22 protein-coding genes are annotated in these 25,673 nt (G+C 72.0%); 16 read left to right on the forward strand and 6 right to left on the reverse strand.

Annotated features, from left to right (window positions below; all coding sequences use genetic code 11):
- The first annotated feature begins 108 nt into the window (after window positions 1–108).
- The 7 genes from BMY97_RS16635 (at window position 109) to BMY97_RS16665 (ending at window position 8,600) form a co-directional block, all read left to right on the forward strand.
- Window positions 109–774 (forward strand): DUF2461 domain-containing protein, encoded by a 666-nt coding sequence (locus BMY97_RS16635; protein WP_091617922.1) that lies wholly within the window; start codon window positions 109–111, stop codon window positions 772–774.
- A 213-nt stretch (window positions 775–987) separates the two neighbouring features.
- Window positions 988–2,412 carry a pyruvate kinase gene (gene pyk, locus BMY97_RS16640; RefSeq protein ID WP_091617746.1) on the forward strand — a complete coding sequence of 475 codons (1,425 nt, stop codon included), beginning with the start codon at window positions 988–990 and terminating at the stop codon, window positions 2,410–2,412.
- A 36-nt stretch (window positions 2,413–2,448) separates the two neighbouring features.
- Window positions 2,449–3,348, forward strand: coding sequence for an acyl-CoA thioesterase II (tesB, locus tag BMY97_RS16645; RefSeq protein ID WP_091617747.1), 900 nt, complete (start codon window positions 2,449–2,451; stop codon window positions 3,346–3,348).
- 451 nt (window positions 3,349–3,799) lie between these two features.
- A complete protein-coding gene (locus tag BMY97_RS16650) occupies window positions 3,800–4,705 on the forward strand; it encodes a helix-turn-helix domain-containing protein (protein ID WP_091617748.1) in 906 nt (301 codons plus the stop codon).
- Between the two features lie 12 nt (window positions 4,706–4,717).
- The gene (locus BMY97_RS16655) at window positions 4,718–4,927 is read left to right on the forward strand and encodes a DUF397 domain-containing protein (RefSeq protein ID WP_091617749.1); all 210 of its coding nucleotides are present in this window, start codon (window positions 4,718–4,720) and stop codon (window positions 4,925–4,927) included.
- A 175-nt stretch (window positions 4,928–5,102) separates the two neighbouring features.
- On the forward strand, window positions 5,103–5,306 hold the full coding sequence (locus BMY97_RS16660) for a hypothetical protein (protein ID WP_091617750.1): 204 nt from the start codon (window positions 5,103–5,105) through the stop codon (window positions 5,304–5,306).
- Between the two features lie 258 nt (window positions 5,307–5,564).
- On the forward strand, window positions 5,565–8,600 hold the full coding sequence (locus BMY97_RS16665; RefSeq protein ID WP_091617751.1) for a helix-turn-helix transcriptional regulator: 3,036 nt from the start codon (window positions 5,565–5,567) through the stop codon (window positions 8,598–8,600).
- Window positions 8,601–8,639: 39 nt separating this feature from the next.
- Here the strand turns inward: BMY97_RS16665 and BMY97_RS16670 are convergent, their stop codons facing one another.
- The 3 genes from BMY97_RS16670 to BMY97_RS16680 all read right to left on the reverse strand — a co-directional run bounded on the left by BMY97_RS16670 (window position 8,640) and on the right by BMY97_RS16680 (window position 11,749).
- Window positions 8,640–10,262, reverse strand: coding sequence for a succinic semialdehyde dehydrogenase (locus tag BMY97_RS16670; RefSeq protein WP_091617752.1), 1,623 nt, complete (start codon window positions 10,260–10,262; stop codon window positions 8,640–8,642).
- A gap of 83 nt (window positions 10,263–10,345) precedes the next feature.
- Window positions 10,346–11,029, reverse strand: a complete 684-nt coding sequence (locus BMY97_RS16675) for a hypothetical protein (RefSeq protein WP_091617753.1) — start codon at window positions 11,027–11,029, stop codon at window positions 10,346–10,348.
- 93 nt (window positions 11,030–11,122) lie between these two features.
- Window positions 11,123–11,749, reverse strand: a complete 627-nt coding sequence (locus tag BMY97_RS16680; protein ID WP_091617754.1) for a TetR/AcrR family transcriptional regulator — start codon at window positions 11,747–11,749, stop codon at window positions 11,123–11,125.
- Window positions 11,750–11,860: 111 nt separating this feature from the next.
- On the opposite strand from BMY97_RS16680, the gene BMY97_RS16685 reads away from it, so the two are divergent.
- Both BMY97_RS16685 and BMY97_RS16690 read left to right on the forward strand, forming a co-directional pair.
- Window positions 11,861–13,012 (forward strand): acyl-CoA dehydrogenase family protein, encoded by a 1,152-nt coding sequence (locus tag BMY97_RS16685; protein ID WP_091617755.1) that lies wholly within the window; start codon window positions 11,861–11,863, stop codon window positions 13,010–13,012.
- A gap of 34 nt (window positions 13,013–13,046) precedes the next feature.
- Complete coding sequence (locus tag BMY97_RS16690; protein ID WP_091617756.1) at window positions 13,047–14,198, forward strand: CaiB/BaiF CoA transferase family protein; 1,152 nt, start codon at window positions 13,047–13,049, stop codon at window positions 14,196–14,198.
- A gap of 1 nt (window position 14,199) precedes the next feature.
- On the opposite strand, the gene BMY97_RS16695 is transcribed toward BMY97_RS16690, so the two are convergent.
- Window positions 14,200–14,730 (reverse strand): GNAT family N-acetyltransferase, encoded by a 531-nt coding sequence (locus BMY97_RS16695; RefSeq protein WP_091617757.1) that lies wholly within the window; start codon window positions 14,728–14,730, stop codon window positions 14,200–14,202.
- A 208-nt stretch (window positions 14,731–14,938) separates the two neighbouring features.
- Between BMY97_RS16695 and BMY97_RS47055 the strand changes: the two genes are divergently transcribed.
- The 5 genes from BMY97_RS47055 (at window position 14,939) to BMY97_RS16715 (ending at window position 17,947) form a co-directional block, all read left to right on the forward strand.
- A complete protein-coding gene (locus BMY97_RS47055; RefSeq protein ID WP_177231376.1) occupies window positions 14,939–15,106 on the forward strand; it encodes a hypothetical protein in 168 nt (55 codons plus the stop codon).
- Between the two features lie 316 nt (window positions 15,107–15,422).
- Entirely contained in the window at window positions 15,423–15,905 is a 483-nt protein-coding gene (locus tag BMY97_RS16700) for a transcriptional regulator (protein ID WP_091617758.1), read from the forward strand.
- 229 nt (window positions 15,906–16,134) lie between these two features.
- Complete coding sequence (locus BMY97_RS16705; RefSeq protein ID WP_177231377.1) at window positions 16,135–17,022, forward strand: lytic transglycosylase domain-containing protein; 888 nt, start codon at window positions 16,135–16,137, stop codon at window positions 17,020–17,022.
- A 192-nt stretch (window positions 17,023–17,214) separates the two neighbouring features.
- Window positions 17,215–17,571, forward strand: coding sequence for a hypothetical protein (locus BMY97_RS16710; protein ID WP_177231392.1), 357 nt, complete (start codon window positions 17,215–17,217; stop codon window positions 17,569–17,571).
- A 25-nt stretch (window positions 17,572–17,596) separates the two neighbouring features.
- Window positions 17,597–17,947, forward strand: a complete 351-nt coding sequence (locus tag BMY97_RS16715; protein ID WP_091617759.1) for a DUF3817 domain-containing protein — start codon at window positions 17,597–17,599, stop codon at window positions 17,945–17,947.
- A 47-nt stretch (window positions 17,948–17,994) separates the two neighbouring features.
- On the opposite strand, the gene BMY97_RS16720 is transcribed toward BMY97_RS16715, so the two are convergent.
- Both BMY97_RS16720 and BMY97_RS16725 read right to left on the reverse strand, forming a co-directional pair.
- Window positions 17,995–19,590 carry a solute symporter family protein gene (locus tag BMY97_RS16720; RefSeq protein WP_091617760.1) on the reverse strand — a complete coding sequence of 532 codons (1,596 nt, stop codon included), beginning with the start codon at window positions 19,588–19,590 and terminating at the stop codon, window positions 17,995–17,997.
- A complete protein-coding gene (locus tag BMY97_RS16725; RefSeq protein WP_091617761.1) occupies window positions 19,587–20,015 on the reverse strand; it encodes a DUF485 domain-containing protein in 429 nt (142 codons plus the stop codon). Before BMY97_RS16725 ends, BMY97_RS16720 begins: the two co-directional genes overlap by 4 nt.
- Window positions 20,016–20,990: 975 nt before the next feature.
- Here BMY97_RS16725 and BMY97_RS16730 point away from each other — a divergent pair.
- Window positions 20,991–25,220 (forward strand): sensor histidine kinase, encoded by a 4,230-nt coding sequence (locus BMY97_RS16730; protein ID WP_245787345.1) that lies wholly within the window; start codon window positions 20,991–20,993, stop codon window positions 25,218–25,220.
- Window positions 25,217–25,669, forward strand: coding sequence for a roadblock/LC7 domain-containing protein (locus tag BMY97_RS16735; RefSeq protein WP_091617763.1), 453 nt, complete (start codon window positions 25,217–25,219; stop codon window positions 25,667–25,669). Before BMY97_RS16730 ends, BMY97_RS16735 begins: the two co-directional genes overlap by 4 nt.
- Window positions 25,670–25,673: the final 4 nt, after the last annotated feature.

Genomic DNA, 25,673 nt, shown 5'->3' on the forward strand with positions numbered 1-25,673 from the left:
GCCGCTGCTCGAGTGACTCCCCGGTGCGGCCGGTGGCGCAGGAGCGCGCCGGCCGCACCGGGCCCCCACGGGCCAAGACTGTCGGTGCCCCGGATTATCGTGCTCGGCGTGAAGTTCACCGGGTTCGGGGAGTATGCCGTCGATTTCTACGACGGGCTTGAGGCCGACAACTCCAAGTCCTACTGGGACCAGAACGTGGCGGTCTACCAGGGCGACGTGCGGGAGCCGATGGAGGCGCTGCTCAAGGAGCTGTCGCCCGAGTTCGGCCAGGGCTTCGGCGAGGGCAAGGTGTTCCGGCCGTACCGCGACGTGCGGTTCGCCAAGGACAAGACGCCGTACAAGACCCACTGCGGCGGGGTGATCGAAGCCGGCCGCGGCGGCGGCGCGTACTACGTGGAGCTGGGCCCGGCCGGGCTGCGTGTCGGCGGCGGCTGCTTCCACCTGGCGTCCGACCAGCTGGCGCGGTTCCGCACGGCGGTCGACACCGAGCTGCACGGCCCGGCGCTGGAGAAGATCCTCGCCACGCTCCGGCGCGGTGGCTGGGAGATCAACGGCGACCGGCTCAAATCGCGTCCGCGCGGCTTCGCCGAGGACCACCCCCGCCTCGACCTCCTCCGGTACCGCTCGGTCTACGCGGCCCGCACCTGGGAGCCCGCCGACTTCCTGCACGAGCGCGAGGCGCTGGAGCGTGTCCGCAAGTCGTGGCGGCAGCTGCGGGCGTTCAACGAGTGGGCCCGCGACCACGTCGGGCCGAGCGAGCTGCCCCGACGGTGACCCCGCCCCGTTCGGCGGAATCCCAGTACGCGCGTACCGCAAACTGGCTGGTCACCGGCCTGCGCGGCCGGCCGATCCGGCTCTGACCAGGGCGAAGACGGCGATCGCGGCCGGCCGGCGGCGGCGCGCGACCCGCCGGGTTTCTGAACAGTTCCTCTGAACTTTCGGTATCGGTACAGACGTGGGCCGGGCGAAGGACTACTCTCAACGAACGTGAGCCGACGCGCGAAGATCGTTTGTACCCTGGGCCCTGCCACCTCCACGCCGGAGAAGATGCAGGCACTCGTAGACGCCGGAATGGACGTCGCGAGGATGAACTTCAGCCACGGAAGCCACAGCGACCACAAGCAGGTCTACGACCTGGTCCGGTCCGCCGCGGCCCAGAGCGGCCGGCCGGTGGGCATCCTCGCCGACCTGCAGGGCCCGAAGATCCGGCTCGGCACCTTCGCGAGCGGCGCGGTCGAGTGGCACACCGGCGACATCGTCCGGATCACCGTCGAGGACGTCGCCGGCACCCACGACCGGGTCTCCACCACCTACAAGGGACTGGCCAAGGACGCCAAGCCGGGCGACCGCCTGCTCGTCGACGACGGCAAGGTCGGCCTCGTGGTCAAGGGCGTCGAGGGCCCGGACGTGGTGTGCGAGGTGACCGAAGGCGGTCCCGTCAGCAACAACAAGGGCGTTTCCCTGCCGGGCATGGACGTTTCGGTGCCCGCGATGTCCGAAAAGGACATCGAGGACCTGGAGTTCGCGCTGCAGCTGGGCGTGGACTTCGTCGCGCTGTCCTTCGTGCGCTCGCCGGCCGACATCGACCTGGTGCACCAGGTGATGGACCGCAGCGGCAAGGGCCGGCTGCCGGTCGTCGCCAAGATCGAGAAGCCCGAGGCCGTCTACAACCTCGAGGCGATCGTGCTGGCCTTCGACGCGGTGATGGTCGCCCGCGGCGACCTCGGCGTCGAGCTGCCGCTGGAGCAGGTCCCGCTGGTGCAGAAGCGCGCCATCCAGATCTGCCGCGAGAACGCGAAGCCGGTCATCGTCGCGACGCAGATGCTCGAGTCGATGATCAACAACTCCCGCCCGACCCGCGCGGAGGCGTCCGACGTCGCGAACGCGGTGCTCGACGGCACCGACGCGGTGATGCTGTCCGGCGAGACCAGCGTCGGGCGCTACCCGATCGAGACCGTGCAGACGATGGGCCGGATCGTCGAGGCGGTCGAGACCGACTCGCCGGTCGTCCCGCCGCTGACGCACGTCCCGCGCACCAAGCGCGGCGTGATCTCCTACGCCGCCCGCGACATCGGCGAGCGGCTGAACGCCAAGGCGCTGGTGGCCTTCACGCAGTCCGGCGACACGGTCCGCCGCCTCGCCCGGCTGCACACCCGGCTGCCGCTGCTGGCGTTCACGCCGGAGGAGTGCGTGCGCAGCCAGCTTTCCATGACCTGGGGCACGAACACCCAGATCGTGCCGCGGGTGGACTCCACCGACCAGATGATCCAGCAGGTCGACCACAAGATGCTGGAGATGGGCAAGTACCAGCGCGGCGACCTGGTGGTCATCGTGGCCGGCTCCCCGCCCGGGACCGTGGGCTCGACCAACCTGATCCACGTGCACCGGCTCGGTGAAGACGACCACGCGTAAGGGACGCCCGCCGGGCCCGCCGTCTAGGGTTCGGGCATGACTGAGATGGCCAGGAAGGCCGCCACCGGGCTGGACGAAAACCCTGGTGGCGGCGGGCAGCCGGTGCTCGACCGGCTGGTCGCGCTGCTCGACCTGGAGAAGATCGAGGAGAACTACTACCGCGGCGTTTCGCCGGTGCACTCGCCCGTCCGCGTGTTCGGCGGCCAGGTGGCGGGGCAGGCGCTGGTCGCGGCCGGGCGCACCGTGCCCGAAGAGCGCCGGGTGCACTCGCTGCACGCGTACTTCATCCGCGGCGGCGACCCGAGCGTGCCGATCGTCTACGAGGTCGACCGCATCCGCGACGGCCGCTCGTTCACCACCCGCCGGGTGGTAGCCGTCCAGCACGGCAAGGCGATTTTCTCGCTGTCCGCCTCGTTCCAGAAGGACGAGGGCGGCATCGAGCACGCCGACACCATGCCGGACGTGCCGGGCCCGGAGGCGCTGCCGACGTTCGCCGAGCGCGTCGAGGGCCTCGGCCTGGGCTTCACCGAGCGCCCGCGCCCGATCGACGTCCGCTACGTCAACGAGCCGCCGTGGATCACCCGCGAGACGGGGCAGCGGCCGGCCACCAACCGCGTCTGGATGCGGGCCGACGGCAAGCTGCCCGACGATCAGCTGCTGCACGTCTGCGTGCTCACCTACGCCTCCGACATGACCCTGCTCGACTCGGTCCTCGCGCGCCACGGCGTCTACTGGGACGACAACAACGTGCTGGGCGCGAGCCTCGACCACGCGCTGTGGTTCCACCGGCCCTTCCGCGCCGACGAGTGGCTGCTCTACGACTGCGCCTCGCCGAGTGCCTCGGGTGCCCGCGGGCTGGCCACCGGGCGATTCTTCGCACAGGACGGCACCCTCGTCGCGACCGTGGTCCAGGAAGGCCTGCTGCGCGTCCGCTGAGGGGACGGCCGCGCTCTCGGTGATACCGAGAGTGTTCTTTGCGTCGGTGGGCGTGGAATGGGCCACGCTTTCGAGTGAGTAAAACGCGCAGAAAGCACCGGGCGAATGGTCTCCGGGGGGATGAAGGTGTCCGGGACCGGTCGGGGGACAGCCCCGGACACCTTCCGCCGGAAACGCCCGCGCACTCTGTTCGGCGCTTCCGGCTGGTCTTCGTCTACGCTGCTCAGGGACTGCTACCGGCCCCGGCCGGCCGGGCCGGAGGGCCGGGTGCGGGTCCTGCGTGCACGATGTCAGAGTACAAGCGCAATCTGCAAATTGCAGGCCGGAACCCTGCCCGAAGGTGGGGCATTCGGCAGGGTTAATACCTCACTGACTACGCGGTCGGCTGGTTAGATATGTGGTGCGGGCAAAGGCGCGCGCGACTGGGGAAGACGGATCCGGAGGTGCTGTCGTGGCAAGAGGACAGGGACCCACCGTTCGCCGTCGGAGGCTCGCGAGCGAGCTGAGGCGGCTCCGCGAGGCGGCCGACCTCACCATCGACGAGGTGGGCGAGAAGCTCGAGTGCTCCGCTTCGAAGGTCAGCCGCATCGAGACCGGCCACGTCGGCGTCACCCCGCGTGACGCCCGGGACATGCTGGCGCTGTACGGGATCACCGGCGACGAGCAGGAGGCGCTCGTCCAGCTGGCCCGCGAGGCGCGCAAGCGCGGCTGGTGGCACGCGTACAACGAGGTGTTCACCGGCACCTTCGTCGGGCTCGAGGCCGATGCCAGCTCCCTGCGCGCGTTCCAGGCGCTGCTCGTGCCCGGGCTCCTGCAGACCGAGCGGTACGCCCACGCGGTGATCCGGGCGCTGCGGCCGGACGCGGAGGACGCCGAGATCCGGCGTCGCGTGGCCGCGCGGATGGCGCGCCAGGAACTGCTGAGCGACAGCCCGCCGGTGGAGTACTGGGCGGTGGTCGACGAGGCCGTGCTGCACCGCGTGGTGGACGGGCCCGAGGTGATGGCCGAGCAGCTCTACCGGATGGTCGCCGACGCCGAGAAGCCCAATGTCACCGTCCAGGTGGTGCCCTTCGGCGCCGGGGCGCACCCCGGCATGGAGGGCCCGTTCCTCATCATGGGCTTCCCCGAGCAGGCCGACCCGGACGTCGTCTACGTCGACGACAGCACCTCCAGCGGCCTGTACCTGGAGGAACCCTTAGACGTCCGGCGCTACGCGCTGATGTTCGACCATCTGCGCGCGGCCGCGCTGAAACCGGACGACTCGGTCGACCTGATCGCCGAGGCAGCCGGCCGGTTCGCCGAACAGGCGGCCCTGCCGGGGCGCACGACACACCACCTGGAACCGAGGAAAAAGTAAGGAAGTGGGGAAATGACTCCGGACGCGGGCCTTTCTGGGGCTCAGTGGCGCAAGAGCAGCTACAGCGGCGGCGGCAACGACTGCGTCGAAATCGCGTTCGTCGACGGCGGCGCCGCGGTGCGCGACTCCAAGGATCCCGAAGGGGGTGCCTTCCGCCTCCCCGCCTCGGGTTGGCAGGGGCTGCTGGCGGCGGTGCGCGCCGGCGGCCCGGCGCGCGGCTGAGGCGCCTGGCGCAGAACGGTCCACAGACGACCCCTTACCCCCGCGACCTGGTCCGCGGTTCGGGTAAGGGGTCGTTTGACGTCCGGGTGTGGGTGATCACCCGATGCCCGCGTCCACCCCTCAGGACGACTCTGAGTGTCGCCACCGAAGACATCTTGGAGACGGGAACGAAACGATGAGCGATCTGCTCCTGGACGCGGTCCGCGCCGAAGTCGCGTACCGGGTCGGCGAACTACAGAAGACGCGGGGCACCGGCGGCCGCCCGCGGGCGAACCGCGCGGTGCGCTGGCTGCGCGCCCACCGGCTGACCGGCGTGGCCGTGCCGGCGCAGGAGCGCCGCGAGGCGGTCCGCGCCTCGTCCGACGCCCGCGCCCGCTGAAACCGTTCGAACACACTGAGGGGACGAAAACCATGAGCAGTGACCTTCTGTACGACGCGATGCGCGCGGAAGCCGCCTACCGGGCCGCCGAACTTCGCAAGGCCGGGCGGAGCGCTCGGCGGCGCCGCCCGGCCCCGCGCCAGGCGGTTCCGGGTGCCGCTGAACCGCGGCCGACCGGACCCGGTTCGGCCCGGTGAGACGGGTGTCATGACGCTGACGGCGAAAACCATGGCGAAACTGTCGGTGGGGTAGACCAGAATGCGTCTTGTGCCCCGCCTCGGCTCCGGAATCCCGCTGGTCGCCCGCACTCACGAGATGCGGCGGCTTCGCGCTGCCTTCGCCCGCGCCGAACGGCGCGAGGCGGGCGCGGTGCTGGTCTCGGGCGACGCCGGGGTCGGCAAGACCCGGCTGCTGACCGCGCTGGGCGAGCACGTCACCGCGGCCGGCGGGCTGGTGCTCACCGGCCGGTGCATCGACGTGCGCGACGGCGGCCTGCCGTACCTGCCGTTCGCCGAGGCGCTGGCGCCGATCGGGTCCTCGGCCGATCCGCTGGTGGCCGCCGCCGTGCGGGCCCGGCCCGCGCTGGCCCGGCTGCTGCCGCAGAGCGGCGAGCCCGAGCCGGCCGTGCCGGGGGAGCACGGCCAGGTGTCGGCCAACGAACGTGAGGCGATGCGCCGGCCGCGACCGGAACAGGACCTCGGTCAGCTGCAGCTGTTCGACGCGGTACTGGGGGTGCTGACCGAGGTCGCCGAGTCGCGGCCGGTGGTGGTCCTGCTCGAGGACCTGCACTGGGCCGACTCCTCGACCCGCAACCTGCTGTCGTTCCTGCTCAGCCGGCTGCGCGCGCAACGGCTGCTGGTGGTCGCGAGCTACCGGGAGGAGGACGTGCACCGGCGGCATCCGCTGCGCGGGCTGCTTTCGGAGCTGGTCCGGCTGGCCACCGTGGAGCAGGTCGCGCTGAGCCCGTTCGGGACGGCCGACGCGCGGGCGTTCGTCGAGGCGCTGGCCGATGAGCCGCTGGCCGCGGACGTGGTGGCCGACATCGTCGCGCGGTCGGAGGGCAATCCGTTTTTCGTGGAGGAGCTGCTGGCCACCGACGCGGACTGCCGCGACCTGCCGGCCGGGCTCGCCGAGGTGCTGCTCGCCCGGCTGGAGCGCCTCCCGGCCGAGACCCGCAGGGTGCTGCGGGTGGTCTCGGTGGCCAACGAGCCGGTGTCGCACGCGGCGCTGACCGCGGTTTCGGGCATCGGCGAGCTGGAGCTGGACGAGGTGCTGCGCGAGGCCGTGCAGCACCACGTGCTGGTGATCGAGGGCGGGAACTACGCGTTCCGCCACGCGCTGCTGCAGGAGGCGGTGTACGGCGATTTGCTGCCGGGGGAGCGCACGCGGATGCACGCGGCGTACGCGGCGCGGATCAGGTCGGTGCAGCAGGGCCGCGGGCACGACGCGAAGCTGGCGTTCCACAGCCTCGAGAGCCGGGACTTGGTCACCGCGTTGCCGGCGCTGCTGCGCGCGATGGACGAGGCGGAGAAGCTGGGCGCGCCCGGCGCCGCGCTGCGGCACGCCGAGCAGGCACTGTCCATTTGGGACGCGGTGCCGGAAGACGGCCGCCCCGAGGGGGTCGACGAGCTGAAGCTGCTGCACGAAGCGTCCTACTTCGCCGGCACGTCGGGGGAGCCGGAGCGGGCCGCGGCCTTCGCGCGGTCGGCCACCGAAGCACTGAAGCCGGAGATGTCCTCGGACCGGGCGGCCAAGGTGTGGCGGCGGCTGGCCGAGGCGCTGCTCGCGCTGGAGGGCACGCTCGACGAGGCCGTGGTCGCCATGGACAAGGCCTGGGCGCTGGTCAAGGACGCCGAGCCCAGTGCCACCCGCGCGTGGGTGCTCGCCACCCGCGCCGGGTTCCAGCGGCTGGTCGACCGGCCGGACGAGGCGCTGGACAACGCGCTCGCGGCGGTCGCCGACGCGCGCACGGTCGGGTCGGCCGGGGCCGAGGCGTCCGCCCTGATCACCCTCGGCACGCTGGCCGATTCGGCCGGCGACGCCGAGGAGGCGCGGGAGCGGCTGCGCCAAGCGGTGCGCAAGGCCCACCACGGCAAGGCGCTCAACGTCGAGCTTCGCGGGATGTACTTCCTCGCGTTGAGCTACGACGACCAGGCCGAGATGACCGACGCGCTGGCGCACGCGAAGCGCGGCGTCGAGCGGGCCGAGGAAAGCGGGCTCGCCTGGAGCTCGTACGGGCTGGAGCTGCGCGCGCGGCAGCTGTACCTGCGTTACCTGTCGGGGGACTGGCCGGCCGAGGACGCGGCCGGGCGGGCGGGCCGGGGCGTGTCGAGCGCGGTCGCGGCGCGGATCCTGGCCAACTGGGCGCTGTTCCTGGTGGCGCGCGGCCGGTTCGAAGACGCGGCGAAGCTGCTGCCCGGCCTGCGGCAGCACTGGGTGGCCGACATCCAGATCGCGTTGTCCTCCGGCGACGCGGCGATCGAGCTGGCCACCTGGCGCGGCGAGCACGAAGAGGCGGTGCGCGTCACCGAGGAGCTGGTCGCGTGGCTGGAGAAGATGGAGCCGTTGCTGCTGGGCGGCATCCGGATCGTCACGCTGGGGCTGGCCTCGGCGGTCGCGCGGGCGGCCGAAGCGCGGGCCCACGGTGACCAGGCGGCGGCGGAGCGGATGACCGAGGCCGGCCGCCGGCTGCTGGAACACGCGCGCCGGTGCGCGAAAGACGGCGCGCCGCGCTCGGGCACGCTCGGCCCGGAAGGGCGGGCGTGGCTCGCCCGGGCGGAGGCGTGGGGGAGCGCGCTCGAAGGCCCTGCCGACCCGGGTCTCTGGGCGGCCGCGGCCGAAGCGTTCGGCTACGGCGCGGTGTACGAGCAGGCGACCTGCCGCTGGCACCAGGCGGAAGCCCTGTTCGCGGCCGGAGCCGCGGCGGCGGCCGTGGCCCCGCTGGAGGCCGCCCACGCCGTCGCCGATCGGCTGGGCGCGCTGCCGTTGCGCGACGCCGTCCGGGACCTGGCGCACCGAGCGCGGGTCGACCTCCCGGGTGTCACCCCGGTGTCACCGCATCCCGTGCCCCGGCCGATGGCGGACCCGCTGACCGACCGCGAGCGCGACGTCCTGGAGCGCGTGGCGCTGGGCCGCACCAACCGCCAGGTCGGCGAGGAGCTGTACATCAGCGAGAAGACAGTGAGCGTGCACCTCTCGCGGGTGATGGCGAAGCTGGGCGCCGGCCGTCGCGCCGAGGCCGTCGCGATCGCTTACGACCGGGGGCTGCTCGCCGCTCCGGCACCCAAGGACTGACGCTGAGTTCCGTTGTGCCCCAACGGTTTCAGCTTCGAGTCAGCGCCAGGGCAGGTGGCGCAGCAGCTTCATGCTCGAGGTCATCATCCGGGCCCACACGCTGCCCGGCACCCGTCGCGGCGGGCGCAGCGCCAGGCCGCGTTGCACGGCGATCGACTGGGCCTCGGTGTACTTCAGCAGGCCCTCGGCGCCGTTGCGGCGGCCGGCGCCGGACTCCTTCATCCCGCCCATCGGCACGCCGACGCTGCCGAACGTCGCGGCGTAGCCCTCGTTGACGTTCACCGTGCCGGCCTTGAGCCGGGCCGCGACCTCCCAGCCGGCGCGGCCGTTGCGCGACCAGACGCTGGCGTTGAGCCCGAACGGCGTGTCGTTGGCGCGCTCGATGGCCTCGGTGACGTCGGTGTAGCCGTAGACCGAGACCACCGGCCCGAACGTCTCGTCCGCGAACGGCAGCATCCCGGCCGTGACGCCGGTGAGCACCGTCGGCTCGTAGAACAGCGGGCCGAGGTCCGGCCGCGCGCGGCCGCCGGTGAGCACCTGCGCGCCCTTGGCGCGGGCGTCCTCGACGTGCGTGGAGACCGTCTTCAGCTGGCTTTCCGAGGTCAGCGAACCCATCTGCGCGCTGTAACCGAGCGCGCCGCCGAGCTTCAACGCGGCCGTGCGGGCGACGAACGCGCGAGTGAACTCCTCGCGGACGCTCTCGTGCACGTAGATCCGCTCCACCGAAACGCACAGCTGCCCGGCGGAGGAGAAGCAGGCGGTCACGGCGCCCGTCGCGGCCTTGGCCACGTCCGCGTCCGGCAGCACGATCATCGGGTTCTTGCCGCCCAGCTCCAGGGAGTAGCTGGTCAGCCGCCGGGCGATCTGGCCGGCCAGGTCCTTGCCCGTCGGCGTCGATCCGGTGAAGCAGAGGTAGTCGCACTCCTCGACCAGTGCGGGGCCGATGGCCGAGCCGCGCCCGAGCACCACCTGCCACAGCCCGGCCGGCAGGCCCGCCTCCTCGGCCAGCTCCTGCAGCCACAACGCGGACAGCGCGGTCTGGTTGTCCGGCTTCTGCACCACGGCGTTGCCGGCGGCGAGCGCGGGGAAGACGTCCATCGCGGTCAGCGCCAGCGGGTAGTTCCAGGGCGAGATGATCCCGACGACGCCCTTGGGGTGGTGCAGCTCGCCGGCCTTGGTCAGGCCCGGGATCACCCCGGCGCGGCGCCGCGGTGCGAGGAATTTGGCGCTGTGCTTGCCGTAGTAGGCCGCGACGAGCGCGGAGGCGCTGATCTCGTCGAACGCGTCGATGCGGGCCTTGCCGGCCTCCACCTGCACGAGGTCGAGGGCTTCGGCCTGGCGGTCGAGGATCAGGTCGTGCAGCCGGACGAGGAAGCGCTGCCGGTCGGCGGCGGGGCGCGCGGCCCAGCCACGCTGCGCCTCTCGCGCGGCGGCGAAGGCCGAACGCACCTCGGCGTCCGTGGCCTGGGGGAGCGTGGTGATCGGCAGCCCGGTGAACGGCGCCCGCATCCGGACGGGTGCGGAGTCCTCGCCGCCGGTCACACGGGCCACGAGCCGGGCGGCGCGGTCCGCGGTGGGAGCGCCGGCGACACCGCCGATGGTCGCGGGCTGGGCCGCGTCCGCCGCCGCGCCGCTCAGGTTCGCCGGTGTCGTGCTGGTCATGGCGTCTCCGTTTCAGACCGGTGTTACCGACGAGTACACCATACCGCCGGTACGCCGGGTGTCCAGAGTGACGTGAAAATGATTCATGTATCGGGTTCGTCGGTGGTCCGGTGGCGGCCGCGACCCTCGTCCTGCGCTGGGAGCGGCATCGGGTAGCCGTACGGAGGCAGGCTCGGATAGCCGAACGGAGGGGCGGTGATCCCCGGCGATCGGGGGCGGCGGCCGGAGAGCAGCGCCAGTCCCAGCGTGATCAGGGCGACGACCCCGCCGGCCAGCAGCACCCAGAACCCGGTCCCGCTGGAGTAGTGGAGCTTTGTGCCGTTGGTCTCCTGGTTGTAGCTCAGCGTCGCGGAGACGTCCATGCCGAACATCCACACCGCCGCCACCACGCCCGCGCCCCCGGCGACGAGGGTGATGCGGCCGGCGCCGCGGGCGCGCCCGAACACCAGCACCGCGCCGGCGAGCAGCACCACGGAGGCGACGGTCAGCGGGATGCCGTAGTGGGCGACGTGGCTGGTGTCGTAGAACGCGCGCTCGGTGGCCGTCGGCTCGATGCCGAACAGCCGCGTCCACCCGGTGACGGTCTGCGAAGCCTGGATCTTGCCGTCCGAGGACTCCTCGTAGGCCCAGACCGGCAGGAACGACCCGGTGATCACCAGCACCGCCGCGAACACGCCGAGCACTCCGGCGAGCAGCCGCGCCACCGGGCCGGGTTCGGCCGCGGGCGCGGCGGGAGGGGACGAGTGCGGCGGAGGCACGCTGCTCATCGAGGCTCCTCGGCCGGGGCGCGGACCGGCTGGTGCGATTGCATCACGAAAACCCGGCCCGGATAAGGGGCGGTGTCACCTTGCTGCCGTGCCTCACTCCTCGGCGGGCGCGGCGTCGGAGTAGAGCAGGACCGCGATGCGCTTCCATTCCTCCAGCAGCTGACGGCGCCGGTGCGGGTCGCCGCCGAGCTCGGCGTCCAGCGCGAGGCCCCGGGTGAGGTTGACGGTGAGCCAGAAGAGCAGCTCGGCGCGGTCCTTCGGCAGGTCGCCGGCGACCTGGGTGACGTGTTTGAGGGTGGACCGGCCCAGCGCGCGGTCCACGGGGCGGATCGCGGCGCGCAGCTCCGGGTCCGTGCGCGCGGCGACCCACAGCTCGGTGACGGCCGTCGACAGCGTGCCCGAGTAGCCCGTCCACAGCAGGTCGATCGCCGCGGCCACGCCGGACGCGCCGCCGGGCAGGCCGTCGAGCGACGCCGCCAGCTCGCCCCGCAGCCGGTTCGTCAGGTGCTCGACCGCGGCGGCCATCAGCTCCGCCTTGGTGGCGAAATGGTGCTGCACGGCGCCTTTCGACACCCCGGCGCGGGTGCAGATCTCCTGCACCGACGCCCGCGCGTAGCCGATGTCGACCAGGCACTCGATGGTCGCGTCGAGCAGGGCGGTCCGCGTCTGCTCCCGGCGCTGCGCCTGGGTGCGGTGCGACTTCGCCGCGACCTCGGTCATCGGGGCTCCCCGCTTGGCACTTTACGTACAGGACTGAACGGATGTACATTCCGGCTAGAACTTACCTTCCCCACGTCATGTTTTCCAGCCCGTCCCGCAGGAGGCGTCGCCGTGCCGTTGCAGATCCAGAAGAGCTCGTGGACCACCACCGAGCTGGAAGACCTCCGCGAACTCGCCCGGTCCTTCCTGCAGAAGGAGCTGGTGCCGAACCAGGAGCGCTGGGCGGCGGAGAAGAAGATCGACCGCGAGGTCTGGACTAAGGCCGGCGAGATCGGGCTGCTCGCGCTGTCCATCCCCGAGGAGTACGGCGGGGGCGGCGGCACGTTCGCGCACGAGGCCGTGCTGTACGAGGAGCAGGCGCGGGCCGGGGACAGCGCCTGGGGTGTGACCGTCCACAATGGAATTGTCGCGCACTACCTGCTCGCCTACGCCGCGGAGGAGCGCAAGCGCGAGTGGCTGCCGAAGTTCGCCAGCGGCGAGTTCGTCGGCGCCGTCGCGATGACCGAGCCGGGCACGGGCTCGGACCTGCAGAACATCAAGACCCGCGCGGTCCGCGACGGCGACCACTACGTGATCAACGGCGCCAAGACCTTCATCACCAACGGCTACCACGCCGACCTCGTGGTGGTCGCCTGCAAGACCGACCCCGACGCCGGCGCGCAGGGCGTGTCGCTGATCGCGGTCGAGACCGACACCCCGGGCTTCCGCCGCGGCCGCGTGCTCGACAAGGTCGGCATGAAGGGCCAGGACACCGCGGAGCTGTTCTTCGACGACGTCCGCGTGCCCGCCGCGAACCTGCTCGGCGACGCCGAGGGCCAGGGCTTCGTCCAGCTGATGCTGCAGCTGCCCCAGGAGCGGCTGATCATCGCCGTCACCGCGGTGGCCGGCATGGAGGCCGCGATCGACCTGACCCTGCAGTACACCAAGGAGCGCACGGCGTTCGGCCGGCCGATCTTCAATTTCCAGAACACCAAGTTCACCCTCGCGGAGGCGGCGACCGAGGCGGCGGTGGCACGCGCGTTCGTCGACCAGTGCATCGAGCGTCACCTCAAGGGCGAGCTCGACGTGCAGGGCGCGGCGATGGCGAAGCTGTGGACCACCGAGCGCGTCAACAAGGTCGTCGACGACTGCCTGCAGCTGTTCGGCGGCTACGGCTACATGACCGAGTACCCGATCGCGCGCGCCTGGGCCGACGTCCGGATCTCCCGGATCTTCGGCGGAACCAGCGAGATCATGAAGGAGATCATCTCCCGCACGCTCTGATTTCCCTTGTCGCGTAAGGAAAGGACGTGCCGAAGTGAAAGCTGGTCCACTGGCCGGGCTGAAGGTGGTGGAGCTGGCCGGGCTCGCGCCCGCGCCGTTCGCCTGCATGATCCTCGCCGACCTCGGCGCCGAGGTGGTCCGCGTCGACCGCGCGACCCCGGGCGCCGACGTGCTCGGCCTGCCGAACGACCCGCTGGCGCGCGGCCGGCGCACGATCGGCGTCAACACCAAGACCGCCGAGGGCGTCGAGCTGGTGCTGAAGCTGGCCGAGACGGCCGACGTGCTGATCGAGGGCTTCCGGCCCGGCGTCATGGAGCGGATGGGGCTGGGCCCGGAGGCCGTGCACGCGCGCAACCCGCGCCTGGTCTACGGCCGCATGACCGGCTGGGGCCAGGACGGCCCGCTCTCGGCGGCCGCCGGCCACGACATCAACTACGTCGGCATCGCGGGCGCGCTCGAGCCGATCGGGCGCGCCGGCGAGCGGCCGGTGCCGCCGCTCAACCTGGTCGGCGACTTCGGCGGCGGCGGGCTGATGCTCGCGATGGGCGTGCTGGCCGCGCTGCACGAGCGCACCACGTCCGGCCGCGGGCAGGTGGTGGACGCGTCGATGGTCGAGGGCGCGGCGCTGCTCACCACGAGCCTGCACGGCATGCGCGCGGCCGGCGTCTGGCCGGGGGAGCGCGGGGACAACCTGCTCGACGGCGGCGCGCCGTTCTACGACACGTACGAGACCTCCGACGGCAAGTACGTGGCGATCGGCGCGATCGAGATGCGGTTCTGGGGCGACCTGGTGAAGGTGCTCGGCCTCGACGGTCCCGATGGCGAGGAGCTGCCGGTGCACGTGGACAAGAGCCAGTGGCCGAAGCTGCGCAAGATCGTCGCCGAGGCCGTGCGCCGCTACCCGCGTGACGAGCTGGTCGCGCGAGCCGAAGGGACGGACGCCTGCCTGACGCCGGTCCTTTCCCCGTGGGAAGCCGCTTCGCACCCGCAGAACGCGGCTCGCGGCACCTTCGTCGACATCGGCGGCACGGTGCAGCCCGCGCCGGCGCCCCGGTTCGACCGCACCCCTCCCGCGACGCCCGAGGCGCCGCACGAGAAGGGCGCCGACACCGAGGAAGTGCTGGCAGAGCTGGGTTTCGACGCGGCCGGCCTGGCACGCCTGCGCGAGGCGGGCGCGATCGCCTGACTCACAACGGGTTCGAGAGGTCCGAGCGGACGACCGAGTACAGGACGTTGTCGCGCCACTCGCCGTCGCGGAAGTCGAAGCCGCGCAACACGCCTTCGCGGGTGAAGCCGGCTTTCTCCAATGAGCGCTGCTCGGCGCGGTTGCCGGTTTCGGTGGTGGCCTCGACGCGGTTGAGCTGCGTGTGGGCGAACAGGTACCGCACGAGCTGGCGCTGCGCCTCCGTGCCGTGGCCGTGCCCGCGCGCCTCCGGCAGCAGCACCAGCCCGACGTTCCAGCAGAACGAGCTGGGGCCCGTCCGCGACCGGTGCCACGACACCAGTCCCAGCGCGCGGCCGCCCAGCGCGGGGACGAGCATGCCGCGGTCGCTGCCGAGCATGCCGTCCTCCTGCCAGCGGCGCCGGACGAAACCGGGGTCGTGCCAGCCGAACCACTGGTACTCGCCCGCGGTGTCCGGGTCGTTGGTGAGCGCTTCGAGCATCCCCAGGTCCGATTCGCGGACCGGCCGCAGCGTGACTCTCTCGCCGTCGTCCATCGCCGGAGCGTATCCGGGCGCCGACGGCCCGGCGCGGGCTCACTCGATAGTGAGCGTCGTCACTCACCCGTGAGCCACGGGCCCCGGCTCGGCCGGATCCCGGGTTTTCCGGGCCCGGCGTCACTACAGTGGGGACGACCGCGTGCGGTACCCGCGGGATCACAGGCGGCGTCCGTCGAGGAGGCCGGGGAACGGAGCGGACTGAGACATGTCGAGCGGCCTGAAGAAGATCGTCGTCGTCGCGGTCGTCGTGCTCGTGCTGTTCTTCCTGATCACGCAGCCGACACAGTCCGCCGACCTGGTGCACCGCGTGCTGGGCTGGCTCCGGGGCGGCGCGGAAGCCATCGTGACGTTCTTCAAGACCCTCTTCGCCTGATCACGCTCCGTGTTCTCCGGTCCTTTGTGACGCACTGTCACCGGATCTCGGAATGCGGGCCCGCGCTCGACCATCCGGGTGGATTGACCCCTGAAACGGCCTGGTCGCGGAATTAGTCGAGGCCCGGGTATGGCGGAGAAAGCACCCCCGGCCCTACGGTGCTCACATTGCGTGATCGGCCGGTTCTCCCGTCCCTCGGGAACCGGCCGAAAGCGGGGGTTTTCCCGCTCGATCTCGCGGTGGGGTTGCAAGTCGTGCAAGCGCAACGGGGCCGGCGGTCAGGGCCGGCCCGTCGGGGACCAATGAGGAGGCAGGGATGACCGGAGATCCCGGAGTGGACGCGTTGATCCGGCAGTGGGCCGCGGAACGCGAGCGGACCCCCGAGGAGCAGGAGGTCGACCGCATCGCGTCCGCCTGGCTGGCCGACGCGCCCCAGGCGCCACCCGGCATCCCCGGCCAGCGGGCCCGCTCCGGACCCGCGCGGTGGGCCCCGGTCGACGCGGCCGACCCCGGTTACCTCGACGCCATGCGCGTCCGCCTGCCCGAAGTCCCCGAAGAGCTGCTCGTGGCCGCCGCCGGCTGGTGGCAGATGGTCGGCGACGTCGCCGAGGCCGAGCTGTGGTGGGACGCCGGCATCAGCCCGCTCGACCAGCGGGCCCTCGACTACCGCGCGGCGGGCCTCGCGCCCTCGGACCTGAGCCGCCGGCTCGGCCCGATGACCGTGCTCCAGCACCTGCGCCGCGGCAGCGCCCCGGCCTGGTGCGTCGCCCGGCTGGCCAGGCAGCAGAAGTCCGCCTGACGGGACGGTTTCACACGGCCGGGTGAACCGGCGTGGCGGCCCCGATCCCCAGCACCGCGTAACGCTACTGTGCGGTTCGTCGTTACTAATCCGACTACAGTCACGGCGGAAACGGGTTCCTGCATGCTGACCGGCTGCAGCCCGTGTCCGCCTACTTCCGGTCGGATCAGTAACGTGCGCGGGCTCGTTGTGTGATCGACCGACCGCCACGCTGGAGGACCTGAGTTTCGTGCCGACCACCGGACAGACCGAGGACGAGGCCGCGGCCCCGGCCGCACCGGGCCCGGCCCGCCCCCGCCGCGGGGTGGCCGTGGCCGTGCGGCTGGCCGTGGTGGTCGTCGTGCTGGCCGTGGCCGGCGGCGGCGTCTGGCTGGTCACCCGCGCTTCGGCGCCGGTGGCGAGCCCGACCACCACCGACATCCCGGCGCTGAGCGTCAAGGCGGCCGACGTGAAGCCCGGATCGATCGTGCCGGTCAGCGCCGTCGTCGCGGGCGGCGCCGGCGAGGGCACCGCGCCGCAGTCGGCCCAGCCCTCGGGCGGCGACCCGCTCGACGGGTGGGCGCGGAAGGTCGCCGGGGTCACCGGCATCCCGGCGCGGGCCCTGCACGCGTACGGCAACGCGGAGCTGGCCATGCGCTCGGCCGACCCGGGCTGCCGCATCTCCTGGGCGACGCTGGCTGGCATCGGCCGCATCGAGTCGAACCACGGCCAGTACGGCGGGGCCGTGCTCGGCGCCGACGGCCGCCCGTCCAAGCCGATCATCGGCGTCCCGCTCAACGGCTCCGCCGGCGTCCAGGCCATCGGCGACACCGACGGCGGCCGGATCGACGGCGACCCGGTGGCCGACCACGCCGTCGGCCCGATGCAGTTCATCCCCAGCACCTGGCGCAAGTGGGCGTCCGACGGCAACGGCGACGGCATCGGCGACCCCCAGCAGATCGACGACGCCGCGCTCGCCGCGGGCCGGTACCTCTGCGCGGGCGGGCGCAACATGGCGACGCCGTCCGGCTGGTGGTCGGGAATCCTGTCGTACAACAACTCCACCGAGTACGCGCAGAAGGTGTTCGGCCTCGCCGACGGGTACGCCAAGAGCGCCCAGCAGGTGCGGGCCGGCTGACGGGGCAGTTGCGCCGCGTTCGTCCCGCCGCGTCCGGCCGTGGTGTGAAATCCGTGCGAAACCCGTGGTCAGCGGCTGAGCGGCGGGTCACGCCCGGTGCGCCTCCCCATCGGGCGCCGGATTCCCAGTGCTAGCGTCTAGTCCGTGCCAGCGAACTCCGGCCCGGCCCCGTCCCTGCTCGGGCGCCGGCTCATGATCGCCGTGACGTGCCTCGTGAGCCTCGCGCTCTGCTGCGGGCTGGCCTGGTGGCAGTGGGACCGGTTCATGTCCGCCAGCGGCACCTTCCAGAACCTCGGCTACGTGCTGCAATGGCCGTTGTTCGGCCTGTTCCCGGCCTTCATGTTCTGGCGCATCAAGAAACTGCGCGAGCGCGAGCAGGCCGAGGCGGCGGACCCGGCCGCGCCACGGCCCGAGCCGGCCGAGGTGACCGTGCCCGCCCCGAGGCGCGCCCTCGTGCGCCAGCCGGCGGTCGTCACCGAAGAAGACGCCGAGCTCGCCGCGTACAACAGTTACCTGCGCGAGCTGCACGCCCGCGACCAGCAGTCCTGAAGCCCGCAGAAGTGAGGACCAGCTCATGACCACCAGCACCGAGGGTGCCGCGAAGACCCGCCCGGCGCCGCTGTCCGGCCCGCTGCTGCGCTTCCGCGTCAGTGCCTACGTGACCGGTGTCGGCCTGCTCGCGCTGTGCGCCACGATGGTCGTCGAATACGGCTTCGGCAACGCCACCCCGGCGGCCGTCTACTCGCCGATCCACGGCGTGCTCTACATGATCTACCTGGTGCTCACCATCGACCTGGCGATCAAGGCGCGCTGGTCGATCAAGAGCACGGTGCTGGTGCTGCTGGCCGGCTGCGTCCCGTTCGTCTCGTTCCTGGTCGAGCGCCGCGTGACCCACCGCGTGCAGGCCGGGCAGAACATCTTCTGAGCCCGCGCGCGTGAGGGGCGGCGTCCGGCCTCCCCTCACGCACCGGGTCAGGAGCCGATGCCGGTCAGCGACCGGACCTCCATCTCGGCGTGCTTGCCCGCGTCGGCCTTCGACTTGCCGGCGAAGGTGCCGATCGCCCCGCACAGGAACGAGAACGGGATCGAGGCCAGGCCCGGGTTCTTGAGCGGGAACCAGTGGAAGTCGATGCCCGGGAAGATCGAGTCGGGCGAGCCGGAGACCACCGGCGAGAACAGCACCAGCAGCAGGCAGGCGATCAGCCCGCCGTAGATGCTCCACAGTGTCCCGGTCGTGTTGAACCGCTTCCAGAACAGCGAGTACAGCAGCGTCGAGAGGTTCGCCGACGCCGCCACGGCCAGCGCCAGCGCGACCAGGAACGCGATGTTCTGCCCGTTGACCAGGATGCCGCCGAGGATCGCCAGCACGCCGACCACCAGCGCGGTCAGCCGCGCCACGCGCACCTCATCGGCCGGTTCTGCCTTGCCGCGCTTCACGATGTTCGCGTAGACGTCGTGCGCGAAGGAGGCCGAAGCGGTGATCGTCAGCCCCGCGACCACGGCCAGGATGGTGGCGAAGGCGACCGCGGAGACGATGCCGAGCAGCAGCGTGCCGCCGATGTGCAGGGCCAGCAGCGGGGCCGCCGAGTTCTCGCCGCCGGGCGCGCTCTTGATCTCGTCGGCGCCCACCAGCGCCGCCGCGCCGAAGCCGATCACCAGCGTGCACAGGTAGAACACGAACATGCACGCGGTGGCCCAGACCACCGAACGGCGGGCCTCACGGGAGTTCGGCACGGTGTAGAAGCGCATCAGCACGTGCGGCAGCGAGGCGATGCCGAGCACCAGCGCCAGCGACAGCGAGACGAAGTCGAGCTTGGTGGTGCCGCTCTGCCCGTACGAGCCGCCGGGCTCCAGCAGCTGCTTGCCCATCGGGCTGCGGTCGGTCGCCGCGGTGAGCAGGTTGGAGAAGTTGAAGCCGTACTTGCCGAACAGGAACACGGTGATCAGCGTGGCGGCGACCAGCAGGATGCTCGCCTTGATGATCTGCACCCAGGTGGTGCCCTTCATCCCGCCGACCAGCACGTAGACCACCATGACCAGGCCGACCACCGCGATCACCAGTGACTGGCCCAGCTTGGAGTGCACGTTCAGCAGCAGCGCGACGAGGCCGCCGGCCCCGGCCATCTGCGCCAGCATGTAGAAGAAGGAGATGACCAGCGTCGAGGTCGCGGACGCGGCGCGCACCGGGCGCTGCCGCATCCGGAAGCTCAGCACGTCACCCATGGTGAACCGGCCGGTGTTGCGCAGCAGCTCGGCGATCAGCAGCAGGTCGACCAGCCACGCCACCAGGAAGCCGATGGAATAGAGGAAGCCGTCGTAGCCGTGGATCGCGATGGCGCCGGCGATGCCGAGGAACGAGGCGGCCGACAGGAAGTCGCCCGAGAGCGCGACGCCGTTCTGCCGCCCGGTGAAGGCGCTGTCGGCCGCGTAGTAGTCGGCGGTCGAGGTCTTCTGGCCCCGGTTTCCTGCCCGATAGACCACGTACAGCGTGATCGCGACGAACAGGGCGAACACCCCGGTGTTCACGAGCGGGTTGCTCCCGGAGGTGCTTTCGGCCAACACGGTCACTGCTGGGTTCCTTCCGTCACGGCGGCGCGGGCCCTGAGCTCGGCGACCCTCGGGTCGATCTGCCGGTTGGCGAACCGGACGTAGAGCAGGGTGATCAGCGCGGTGGTCACGAACTGCGCGAGCCCGAGCAGCATGCCCACGTTGACCAGGCCGAACACCTGGGTGCTCATGAAGTCGCCGGCGTAGGCGGCCAGCACCACGTAGGTCAGGTACCAGGCGAAGAAGGCGATGCTCATCGGGAAGACGAACCCGCGGAGCCGCCGGCGCAGGGTGCGGAACTCCGGGCTGCGCTGGATCAGGTCGTAATCGGGCCCGTTCGGGGTGGTCGCGGCCGGTGCTTCGCCCTCGCGGGCGAACAGGGCCGGCAGCTGGCCGGTCTCGTCGAGCGAGTTGCTCGTCGCGGGGGGCCGCGTGACGTCGTGCATGGGTGCCTCCGGCAACTTGCGTCCGTGGGCGGGGCCGGGTCGGCGCCCCTCGTTCGAGTGGCACCCGGTCTGCTCTTGCGGACAGGGAGGCGGCCATAGTAACGACGGCCCGACCCACCGGAAAAAGCCGGTTCCGCAGACGGGTCCCGGAATTCCTTTAACCGTCGGAAATACGCAAAAACGGTCGTCCGAAGTTTGATCACAAGCAGATCACTCGGAATAGTGGAGGTGTTGTCACACGGCGTCGCCGCAGCTCGGGAAGGCTGCGGCAAATGGTGGAGCGGCACTCGACGATGACCTGGATTTGTCACCCCTGGTAGCCATCAAACGGGGCGTCGGCCCCGCTCTCGCCGTTCCCCCGTGCGGGCCGGCGGAGGATTCGCAGGCCGACAGGGGATCCCGAAAGAAATCACCGGGTCGGGCGGCGAGTTGCTGCCACACCACAACATCGGGTTTATCTTGACACTTGACCAACCCGATGGGGGCACGGAGCGTAGATCCCCCGAGCACTCTGACTACGCTGCGTGGGCTAATCGGGTGACGGCCGGATGCCGTGACCCCGGCCAACCGGTAACCGGAATTCCCGGTTACCGGCCAACGTGGCGAATCCGGGCCGTGTACGCGGGGTGTCCAGCGCCTTTTCGCTGGTCAGCCACTCGAAGTGGAAGAGAATTGCCCTGGCCGGGATTGGTGTACGATTCTTTGGCCCAGCTGACCGCAGCGATCGATAGGCACAGACAAGTTGATCTCGACCACCCGCGTGCAGTACGCAACTTGCGCCATGCACGTGCAAAGTCCCGGGAACCACAGTTCCGGGCGCCGGGGTGACCGATCGGCTCTATGGTGCCCACCCGGGGTCGTTCGCGCGGGTCGGCGGAATGCCGTGGACCGCGCCGGGAGCACCGGAAGCCGTCGACGGGCAGCCACGACGCCGGACAGGGAGTCACTTTCGTGACCGTTGCAGGAGAAGGCCAGGTGCCTGTTGGGAAACTGCTCGGCCGCCCGCCCCGGCGGTCGCGCTGGTCGACCGGCTGGCGTGCGGTGCTGGGCTGGCGGGACTGGAGCCTGGCGGTCAAGCTGTCGGCCGTCACGCTGGTCCCCATCGTGCTCGCGGTGGTGCTCGGTGTCACCGCGATCGTCGGCCAGGTCAGCCGCTCCGACGACTACGGGCGCATCGACCGGCTGGTCGGGCTGAGCACCCAGCTGCGCGCGCTCACCGACGGGCTGCAGCGCGAGCGCACCCTGACCGCGCAGCAGCTGATCGCCGGCTCGGCCGGGGTGACGCCGGAGCTGAAGGCCGCCCGCGCGGCCACCGACGCCGCGGTCGACCCCTTCACCACGGCCGCGGGCCGGGTCGGCGGCGACGAGTCCAGTGTGTCCGGCGCGGTGAACTCCGCGACCGCCCAGGTCAACGAGATCACCGTGATCCGCCAGCAGGTCGGCGCCGGGCTGCTGGACGCGGCCGAGGCGGTCAGCGACTACAACGCCGTGACCACCGCGCTGATCGCCGCCGACACGGCGGTGGCCGCGGGCGCCAGCGCCGACGCGCTGGGCGGCACCCCGAACGCGCTGCACGACCTCGAGGCCGCCAAGGAGCAGGCCTCGGTCAGCCAGGCGCTGATCGCGTTCGGCATCTCGCGCGGCGGCCTGCCGCCGCAGCAGCTCAGCGACGTCCGCGACGCGGAGCTCCGGTTCGACGACCGGATGGACGACTTCAACGCCGCCGCCACCGCGCCGCAGCGCCAGGACCTCGACAGCACGCTCAAGCCCGACTCCTCCTACGACCGCAAGCGGATGGTCGGCCAGGCGCTGGGCGAGCAGGGCGCGACGAGCGAAGACGCGTTGCGCGGGATGTCGGCCCAGGAGTGGAACAGCACCTCGACCGACGTGGTGAACCAGCTGGGCGACGTCGGCAAGCGGCTCGGCGCCCAGGCGACGTCGGCGTCGGCGGCGCTGGTCGAGGACGCCAGCAGCAGTGCCGGCCTGCTCGCCGTGCTGCTGTTCGCCGCGCTGGTCGTGGCCGCCGCGGTCGTCTTCCTGATCACCCGGCAGCTGCTCCGCTCACTGTCCACTCTGCGCCGCAGCGCGCTGGACGTCGCGGAGAAGGAGCTGCCGGCCGCGGTCCGCAACATCCAGGAGGGCCGTTCCCAGAGCATCGACGTCGCGCCGGTGCCGGTGCACGTCCACGACGAGGTCGGCGAGGTGGCGCGCGCCTTCGAGCAGGTGCACAGCCAGGCGCTGCGGCTCGCGACCGAGCAGGCCGCGATGCGCGCCGGCTACAGCAGCGTGTTCGTCAACCTGTCGCGGCGCAGCCAGAGCCTCGTGCAGCGGCAGCTGCAGCTGATCGAGCGGCTGGAGCGCGACGAGGAGGACGCCGACCAGCTCGCCACGCTGTTCCAGCTCGACCACCTCGCCACCCGGATGCGGCGCAACAACGAGAACCTGATGGTCCTCTCCGGCGCCGAGCCGGGGCGCCGCTCCGGGCAGCCGGTGAGCGCGCACGACGTGCTGCGCGCCGCCGTCTCGGAGATCGAGCAGTACCAACGGGTTTCGGTGCAGCAGCCGCCCGCGGTGAAGATCGTCGGGTTCGCCGCCAGCGACGTCCAGCGCCTCGTCGCCGAGCTGCTCGACAACGCCACCGCGTTCTCCGCGCCGGAGACGCAGGTGACGGTCGCGACGCGGCTCGCCGACGACGGCTCGCTCAACATCGACATCCTGGACAAGGGCATCGGGATGAACGAGTACGAGGTGATGGAGGCCAACAGCCGCCTCACCGAGGCCGGCTCGGTCGACCTCGCCACCTCGCGCCGGATGGGCCTGTTCGTGGTCGGCCGCCTGGCCGGGCGCCACCGCATCGGCGTCTCGCTGCACGGCGGCAAGGACATCGTCGGCGTGCGCGCCACCGTGCTGGTCCCGCCGGAGCTGGTGATGACCGGCGCGGTCCTGGACGGCGCGCCGCACACCGGCCCGATGAAGAGCGTCGCCGCCCCGCCGGTGAGCCCGGGCGGCCTGCCGCGGCGCCAGCGCCCGGTCAACGGCTCGGCTCGCCCGGGCGCGGTGCCGCTGCAGCAGGGCCACGGCGACGACCAGCTGCGGCCTTCGTTCGGCGACCTCGCCGGGTACGCCAACGGCCAGCAGGTCTCCCCGGCGGTGCGGCCGCCGTCGGACCTCGAGATCTCCGGGACCGCGCTGTTCAGCCCGATCCCGCGTGAGGACGGCCCGCCGCCGCTGCCGCGGGTGCCGCAGATCCTGCAGGTCCCGCCGCCGCGGCCCGAGCCCGAGCCGGAGCCGGTCGCTGAGACCCCTGAGCCCGCTGAGCCTTCTGGATCGGAGGGACGGCGTCAGGGCGAGCTGCCCTCGGGCAAGGACCTGTTCTCCGCCAACGGAACCACGCTGAGCGACTGGTGGAACCAGGCCGCGCAGCAGGTGCCGGAGGTGCCGCCGCCGTCGGCCGCCGAGACGACCGTCGAGACCACGCCGATCTTCGACGAGATGCTCTCGGTCTGGTTCCGTTCGCCGGCCCCCGCCGCCGATCCCCAGGAAGCCACGGCCTCGCCCGCCGAGTCCTCGGAAGCGAGCGCCGAGGAAGCCCAGGACGGCGTCGCCCCGGTCACCACGCCGGAGCAGGACGAGCGGAACTGGGACTTCGCGAGCGACGAGAACTGGCGCACCGTCCAGGCGGTGTCGCAGGCCGAGCCCACCGCGTTCACCCCGGCCGGACTGCCGCGCCGCCGCCGAGGCGAGCAGCTCATGCCGGGCAGCGCGACCTCGGAGCCGTCGGCGGCCGAGTCTTCGGCCGCCAAGCCGGAGCTCCCGGTCCGCGACCCTTCGGACGTCCGCGGCCGGCTGAACAGCTTCCAGCGCGGCGTCACCCGTGGCCGCCAGGAAACCCGCGCCACCACCGAGCCGGCAGCCGCCGCCCAGCCGGCCCCGTTCGAGGCCGGACCGTCGCAGGGACTGGGCGCGCAGGCACTCGGACGGCTCGACGGCACCACCGGCACTCCCGCCGCGGGCCGCCTCGACCAGCCGGACACCGCGCCCGGCACGGACGCCCCGGCGCAGGGCTACGGAGCCGGTGGCCCGGTCGCTCCGGTGGCGGGCCATGCTCCGGAGGCCCCTTCGGCTCCCGGGCAGGACGTCTTCCAGTCCTATTCGGACCGGATGGCCGCACAGGCACCGGCCACGACCGACCCACAGCCGACCGCCGACCGTGGTCCCGAGGCCTTCACCGCAGGCCCGGAGGTGCGGCCCGCGTTCGACCCCGAGCAGACCATCCGCCCGGATTCGAGCGCCCCGCAGGCCATTCGCCCGGACGCGGCCGCGCCGCAGATCGGTCCTGCAGACGCACCTGCCGCGCAGGCCGGTCGCGCGGACACAGTTGCCCCGCAGACCGGTTCCCCCGCCACGCAGGCCGGTCGCCAGGCCACGCCCGCCGCGCAGAACGGCCACGCGGACACCGCCGCACCGCAGACGGCCAGCCTCGAAGGGAGTGCACCGCAGACAGTCCGGCCGGACGCGCCCGCGCCGCACGCCGGGACGGGCCAGGAAACCGAGTCCGGCCGCCCGGACGCGTTGCCGTCCAGGCGTCCGGGGGCGGAGGCGCCCGCCCGTCCGAACGCCGAGACCGCTTCCCTCCCCGGCGCGGAGTCACTCGCCCGTCCGAACGCCGAGTCCGCTTCCCTCCCCGGCGCGGAGACGCTCGCCCGTCCGGGGGCCGAGACGCTTACCCGCCCCGGCGCGGAGACACCCACTCACCCGGAGGAGGAGGCGCCCAGCCGTCCCGACAGTCCTCCGGCGTCGTTGCCTGCGCGTCGGCCGGCGGCCAGTGATGTGCCGCCGGGGCCGCCGGCGGACGGGCCGCGGGATCTGCCCACCACGGTGCCCGAAATCCTGGGCACTTCGTCCGATACGCCCGGCTCGGAGTGGAATTTCGGGTCGGATGACGAGTGGCGACAGGTCGAAGCGGTGTCCCAGTCGACACCCGCTTTGTTCACTTCGGCAGGATTGCCCCGGCGCCGTCGAGGGGAGCAGCTGCTCCCGGGCAGCGCTCCGCCGCCTTCCGGGACGGCGGGACCCCGTCCGACTCGCGACGCGCATGACGTGCGTGGCCGCCTGAGCAGTTTCCAGCAGGGCATCCAGCGTGGCCGGCACCGCACCGCGCAGGCCGCCGCCGAGACCAACCACGAAACACTGGAGGGTGAATGACCTCGCCGAATACGGCCCAGCCGCAGCAGAACCAGTTCGGCTGGCTGGTGAACGACTTCGCCGAGCGCGTCCCGGGTGTCGCGCACGCGGTGGTGGTGTCCGCGGACGGGCTGCTGCTCACGGCCTCCAACCGGCTGCCGCTCGACCGCGCCGACCAGCTGGCCGCGGTGGCGTCCGGGCTGGTCAGCCTGACCCAGGGCGCGGCCCGCTGCTTCGAGGCGGGCGCGGTCAACGAGACCGTGGTCGAGATGGAGCTCGGCATCATGGTGCTCATGTCGATCAGCGACGGCTCCTGCCTCGCGATCCTCGCCGCGCCGAACTGCGACATCGGCCAGGTCGCCTACGAGATGACGATGCTGGTCGACCGGGTCGGGCAGATCCTCACCCCGGAACTTCGCGCGCAGCTGCAGGGCGCGGGTGGCTCGCTGATCGGCGAACCGGTGGGATGATCTG

Source organism: Amycolatopsis saalfeldensis, from assembly GCF_900110575.1.
GTDB lineage: Bacteria > Actinomycetota > Actinomycetes > Mycobacteriales > Pseudonocardiaceae > Amycolatopsis > Amycolatopsis saalfeldensis.

Excerpts from the sequence above, each read along its gene's own strand:
- BMY97_RS16655 (WP_091617749.1), top strand. The coding sequence starts at position 4,718 with ATGACTCCGGACGCGGGCCTTTCTGGGGCTCAGTGGCGCAAGAGCAGC.
- BMY97_RS16735 (WP_091617763.1), top strand. The coding sequence starts at position 25,217 with ATGACCTCGCCGAATACGGCCCAGCCGCAGCAGAACCAGTTCGGCTGG.
- BMY97_RS16695 (WP_091617757.1), bottom strand. The coding sequence starts at position 14,730 with ATGGACGACGGCGAGAGAGTCACGCTGCGGCCGGTCCGCGAATCGGAC.
- BMY97_RS16725 (WP_091617761.1), bottom strand. The coding sequence starts at position 20,015 with ATGCACGACGTCACGCGGCCCCCCGCGACGAGCAACTCGCTCGACGAG.
- BMY97_RS16700 (WP_091617758.1), top strand. The coding sequence starts at position 15,423 with ATGACCGGAGATCCCGGAGTGGACGCGTTGATCCGGCAGTGGGCCGCG.
- BMY97_RS16710 (WP_177231392.1), top strand. The coding sequence starts at position 17,215 with ATGATCGCCGTGACGTGCCTCGTGAGCCTCGCGCTCTGCTGCGGGCTG.
- BMY97_RS16715 (WP_091617759.1), top strand. The coding sequence starts at position 17,597 with ATGACCACCAGCACCGAGGGTGCCGCGAAGACCCGCCCGGCGCCGCTG.
- BMY97_RS16680 (WP_091617754.1), bottom strand. The coding sequence starts at position 11,749 with ATGACCGAGGTCGCGGCGAAGTCGCACCGCACCCAGGCGCAGCGCCGG.
- BMY97_RS47055 (WP_177231376.1), top strand. The coding sequence starts at position 14,939 with ATGTCGAGCGGCCTGAAGAAGATCGTCGTCGTCGCGGTCGTCGTGCTC.
- BMY97_RS16660 (WP_091617750.1), top strand. The coding sequence starts at position 5,103 with ATGAGCGATCTGCTCCTGGACGCGGTCCGCGCCGAAGTCGCGTACCGG.
- BMY97_RS16670 (WP_091617752.1), bottom strand. The coding sequence starts at position 10,262 with ATGACCAGCACGACACCGGCGAACCTGAGCGGCGCGGCGGCGGACGCG.
- tesB (WP_091617747.1), top strand. The coding sequence starts at position 2,449 with ATGACTGAGATGGCCAGGAAGGCCGCCACCGGGCTGGACGAAAACCCT.
- BMY97_RS16675 (WP_091617753.1), bottom strand. The coding sequence starts at position 11,029 with ATGAGCAGCGTGCCTCCGCCGCACTCGTCCCCTCCCGCCGCGCCCGCG.
- BMY97_RS16665 (WP_091617751.1), top strand. The coding sequence starts at position 5,565 with ATGCGTCTTGTGCCCCGCCTCGGCTCCGGAATCCCGCTGGTCGCCCGC.